This window comes from Protofrankia symbiont of Coriaria ruscifolia (genome assembly GCF_900634745.1).
Classification (GTDB): domain Bacteria; phylum Actinomycetota; class Actinomycetes; order Frankiales; family Frankiaceae; genus Protofrankia; species Protofrankia californiensis.
On sequence record NZ_CAAAFR010000193.1, the window covers coordinates 1 to 4,718 of the forward strand.

5 protein-coding genes are annotated in these 4,718 nt (G+C 63.9%); 2 read left to right on the plus strand and 3 right to left on the minus strand.

Features of this window, described 5'->3' with window-relative positions; translation table 11 throughout:
• Positions 1–146: 146 nt before the first annotated feature.
• Positions 147–1,109, minus strand: a complete 963-nt coding sequence (locus CV1CTNOD_RS22455; RefSeq protein ID WP_207386613.1) for an alpha/beta fold hydrolase — start codon at positions 1,107–1,109, stop codon at positions 147–149.
• Between the two features lie 163 nt (positions 1,110–1,272).
• On the opposite strand from CV1CTNOD_RS22455, the gene CV1CTNOD_RS22460 reads away from it, so the two are divergent.
• Positions 1,273–1,578, plus strand: coding sequence for a hypothetical protein (locus tag CV1CTNOD_RS22460; protein ID WP_131787943.1), 306 nt, complete (start codon positions 1,273–1,275; stop codon positions 1,576–1,578).
• Here CV1CTNOD_RS22460 and CV1CTNOD_RS22465 read toward each other — a convergent pair.
• Both CV1CTNOD_RS22465 and CV1CTNOD_RS22470 read right to left on the minus strand, forming a co-directional pair.
• The gene (locus tag CV1CTNOD_RS22465; protein WP_242606935.1) at positions 1,575–2,432 is read right to left on the minus strand and encodes a phytanoyl-CoA dioxygenase family protein; all 858 of its coding nucleotides are present in this window, start codon (positions 2,430–2,432) and stop codon (positions 1,575–1,577) included. The genes CV1CTNOD_RS22460 and CV1CTNOD_RS22465 overlap by 4 nt on opposite strands.
• Before the next feature lie 643 nt (positions 2,433–3,075).
• On the minus strand, positions 3,076–3,681 hold the full coding sequence (locus CV1CTNOD_RS22470; RefSeq protein WP_131787946.1) for an NADPH-dependent FMN reductase: 606 nt from the start codon (positions 3,679–3,681) through the stop codon (positions 3,076–3,078).
• 263 nt (positions 3,682–3,944) lie between these two features.
• Between CV1CTNOD_RS22470 and CV1CTNOD_RS22475 the strand changes: the two genes are divergently transcribed.
• Complete coding sequence (locus CV1CTNOD_RS22475; RefSeq protein WP_131787944.1) at positions 3,945–4,664, plus strand: TetR/AcrR family transcriptional regulator; 720 nt, start codon at positions 3,945–3,947, stop codon at positions 4,662–4,664.
• Positions 4,665–4,718: the final 54 nt, after the last annotated feature.

Consider the following 4,718-nt stretch of genomic DNA (forward strand, 5'->3'; position numbering starts at 1 on the left):
CCCGCTACAACGGCACCGGCAAAACCATCTGGGCCGAACAACTCCTCTAACAAACCCCCGCGCCACCCGAACCTCACGCAGATGTCGGCCATACATGTCGACGATCCGCCCGATTGAAGATCAACCGACAGGTTCCGGCAGGCCCCTCACAACGACGGAGGGGTCGTGGCGAGGTCGGGACGTCGGCGGGGACGGATACGCCGGTCGAGAAAGTCATGGACCGCCTGGTCGAAGACCGAGTTGTCGTCGCCGGCGACCATGTGGTGGGCACCGGCGACGTCGACGTATTCGGCGTGGGGGATCAGCTCTAGGAAGCGACGGGCATCGTCAACGCTCAGCACGTCCGACTCGCCGCCACGCACGAGCAGGGTCGGGATCCGCAGCGAGACGGCCGCGGTGTCGATCCCGGAAGTAATCGTACGCTCACGTTGGGATGGCTGATTGTTGGGATCACGCAGGAAGGCGGGGTCCCAATGCCAGAACCACCGGCCGTTGACATGACGGAGGTTCTTGCGCAGGCCACTGATATTGCCTGGCCGGGGCCGATGGGGGAGATAGGCCGCGACGGCGTCGGCGACTTCGTCCAGGGAACCGTAGCCTTCCGGCTTGGCCGTCATGAATTCGCGGATACGGTTCGTACCGGCGGGTTGCAGGAACGGTGAGACGTCGACGAGGACTATGCCGGCGGCGAGGTCGGGATGCTGCTCAAGGGCCGCAAGCGAGGCGATGCCACCGAGGGATGCCCCGATGAGCACGGGCACTCGTCCCGTCCACCGCACGACCGCTACGACGTCGGTGGCGAACCGGCTCAGTGGATAGATCCCGTCGGGCGACCATCCACTGTCGCCATGCCCGCGCAGATCGATGGTGAGTGCATGCCAGCCGTTGCGGGCGAGCGTGTGGGCGGTCGTGCCCCAGGAGTGGCGGGTCTGACCGCCTCCGTGCAGGAACAGTACCGGGACGGCAGCCGGGTCACCATAGGCGTCGCCGACCAGTTCGACCCCTTCGGCGGGGATGCGTACCGTCACCGGAGCATCAATATCGGTGGTGACCCCGGCCCGGTCCGGCTCGTCGCCCGAGGACGGAATCGATTTTGGGTCGCGCTGCACGCTTTGTCTCCTGCCCACGTACGCCTGCCCGTACTGACGCCACCAGGATACTGTTCCGTGTGTCCGGAGCCGGCCAGTAAAGATCATTCCAGTATGGGTCGGTATGCGAGGAGCAGCCTCCCTGAAATTCTCCCGAGATCTCACCTCCGTCCGCATCCCAGGCATGAATACTGCTATCGTCTCCCGCATCGACACTTGGGTCGATGTGGGAGAAACCGTCGTTATTCTCGGCGATTCCGACATCAGGAGGACCCATCTCCTCATCGACCTTGGAATCGTCACCGCGTCCGCTGTACCGTCGCCGCTGCGCGGCAAAGAACGCGTCGAAGCCGACGACGATAAAAATGCTCTCCGCAAGCCGGCGGCCGCAGTGGTCAGCTCGACCTGCACCGCCTTGACAAGAGAGGCCGTATGCACGCCGATCTCCGTCGCGGCCGATCAGGCACGGGAGCCAGAACAGGATCTTTAGTTTCCGTCATTGCCCGACCAGGGGATCGTCCAGCGGTAGTCGATATTGTCGCCACGCCGGGCGAAGCGCAGATCGGTGGACAGGCGCATCACCTCCCCTGTGACGTCCAGGGAGGCGTGGATGAGGTGCGAGTTGTGCAAAGTGATGTCGCCGGCTCTGCTGACGATGTGCATCCACCGCAGGCCCAGACGGGTGGAGACCCAGGAGAGGTCGTGGCTGATCGGCCGGGGATCGTCCGGACGGTCCGTCACCTTGCGCAGGGGCGCCAGCTCCTCACGGCTGAGCCGGTGTGAACCCTCCAGGTAGATGATGCCGCCGGTCTCGACCGAGCAGTCACCCAGCGGGATCCACATCGTCACCAACTGATCAGAACCCTCGTCGAGGTAGTCGAAGTCGACGTGGGCACGGGTCGCACTGGACGACCCGCGGTGGAAGTGCCGTACGATACGCCGTGGCAGCAGGACCGCGGAAGCGCCCAGGAGCGTCTCGGCCAGGCGCAGCAGCGTCGGGTTCTCTATGAACCGGATGAAGGCCGCGGAACGGACGAAGCTGTGGGCCGGATGACCCGGCCAGCCGTGCGGCGGAAGACCCGACGGTAGCTGCCCGGAGAAAACACCGTGGACCGGCTCGGTGCCCGCCTTGAGGTAAATCGGATCAAATCGGGAGAAATAGTCCGCCCGCAGCGCGCGGACCTCGTCGGGATCAAGCGCACCACGCAGGTGCAGATAGCCGTCGTCGTGGAACCGGCGTCGGAGCGCGTCCGGGTCGGACAGCAGCGGAGTACTGTCGCGCAGCAACGTGAAGCGGGCGCCGTCGAAGGGGATCGACAGTCCGTTGGAAGTCAGTTGTGTCACGGCGACCGGCGTTTGTCTCAGCTTGTCATACCCGCCGCGGGCCGTCGGATCCAACCGCGTATAATCCTGGACGCCGATCCGATTAATGTAGTTCACTTCGAAGTTGGTTGACGAATCCGACGAAGCACTGGTGACAACAGCGAGTTCCCCACTCCTGATCCTGACCTTCCTCACACCGATGAGCGCAGCAGTGAACTATGTGATTTTAGGGGACGCTGTGCAGAACAACGCTCGAATTGGGCAACTCAAGCGGAACCGACCTGTGACCGCAGGTCCGCGGCGGTAGGTCCGACGCCTGGGAGGTCCCACCATCATCAACGCGGCGAGAACCCACCGGATCGGCCTCATCGACCCCGGTTCTGCTAATTCATCCGCCGGTCCACCCGATAACGCGGTCATCGGGTGGACGCTCGCCTCAATGATCGCCGGGCTTTCCGGGCTGGCAGGGCCTCACCCCGATCACCCGAAGCGCCCTGGTCACAGGACATGTTGCAGCAAGCGGCCCGTTGGTACGCGGAGAGACCCCCTCCAGGATCACCGGCGCCGGGCACCGTCGCAGCGTGGTACTGAGGGCTGGCCGGTGGAGCACGAACCACAGCCCCGCCCGTCCGCCGACGGAGACGGCAGCGTATGGTGCGGTGTCCTAAACTCCAATGCTGTATGGGCTGTTGAGCCTTGCGTCGTGGAGCACAGCGCCCCACCACGCGAGCTGATCAAGAAGGATCTTGGCTGCGCCGTTCGGTCCGTCAGGGTCGGCCAGTCGACCGTCGGCATCGAAAAGCTCCGGATATCTGTGGAAACTGACAGTGTCACGTACAGTGACCGCATGCATCTCGGCAAACACCAACCGCAACTGCTCAACAGCCCGTAGACCGCCGGCGACTCCGCCGTAGGACACGAAACCGATCGGCTTGGCCTGCCACTGGGTGAAGTGCCAATCGATGAGGCTCTTGACCGATGCGGGGAAACTGTGGTTGTACTCCGGCGTCACCACGACAAACACGTCCGCCGCATCCAGTTTCCTGGTGAGATCCGCCATCCCGGCCGGACGTGGGTACGCAGCCGCAGCCTTCGGCGACTCGGACGGAAGCACGAGCGGCAAGGGCGCTTCCGCCAGATCGATCAGTTCCACATCGAACTGGCCGTGCTGCCGCGCTTCGCCGAGAAACCACTGCGCGACCACCGGGCCGAAACGCCCCTGCCTGACGCTGCCGAGTATCACGGCGAGCTTGAGGGCGTGACTGGACATCGTCGCACTCCCTGTCTGTCGTTGATGTATATGGACGGTCAGTCCGCCGGCGCCCACCGACGTCGTATGCGTAACGGCGGCCGGTACGGGTCGTACGGGTCAGCACCCGACCGCCAGCCGGTCGGTGGTGAGAGCGGGAACAGCGGGAACAGCGAGGACGTGAAACCACCGGGCACATCGGCGTGATCAGCCAGACGCCTTGACGTGATGGTCACGTAAAGTAAAGTACAACGTGCATGGCAATTTTGTAAAACACAACGTGCATGGCAATACATGATCCGCTCTACACTCTGATCCCGGGAACCACGTTGACCAACACGGACGAGGAACAAGCCCGACCGCGCCGGGGCATGACGCACAAACGCCAGGCCGTCATGCGTGCCGCCCGGGCGGTGTTCGGTCGCGTCGGCTACCTCGGGGCGAGCATCGACATGATCGCCACAGAGGCCGGAGTGTCGACCCGTACGATCTACAACCACTTCGAGAGTAAGGAACACCTGTTCGTCACCGTACTGACCGAAAGCTCACATCAGGTCGCGGCCGCCTACGAAGCAATCATCCAACGCCACCTCGGCGAGATCACCGATCTGGAGGCCGATCTCATCGCCTTCGGCAGGCAGTGGCTCAGGCCGCTGCCGGAGTTCGCGGACCATTTCGCGATCGTCCGAAGGATCAATGCCGAGGCCGAGCGCTTTCCGCGGGAACTGCACGAGGCCTGGCAGGAGGCCGGTCCTCTTCGGGTCCAGCACGCGCTGGCGGCCCAGCTGGCACGCCTGAGTGATCGAGGACTGCTCCGGATCGAGGACGCCGAGTGCGCAGCTCAACACTTCGCGGTGCTCATCACGGCCAGGGTGACCAGCAGGACCCAACTCGGTGCGGCCCCGATCGAGGATGCCGAGATCGAAAAAATCGCCACTGAGAGCGTTCATGCGTTTCTCTACGGCTACCTGTCCCGGGAGACCCCGCCAACCCGGGAGACCTAGGAGACCGCTGAAAAGGTCGGCGCGCCTCCCCAAGGTAATGATCCTTTTTGGGAT

Coding starts and splice junctions, on each gene's coding strand:
- CV1CTNOD_RS22460 (WP_131787943.1), top strand. CDS start 1,273: ATGAATACTGCTATCGTCTCCCGCATCGACACTTGGGTCGATGTGGGA.
- CV1CTNOD_RS22470 (WP_131787946.1), bottom strand. CDS start 3,681: ATGTCCAGTCACGCCCTCAAGCTCGCCGTGATACTCGGCAGCGTCAGG.
- CV1CTNOD_RS22475 (WP_131787944.1), top strand. CDS start 3,945: ATGGCAATACATGATCCGCTCTACACTCTGATCCCGGGAACCACGTTG.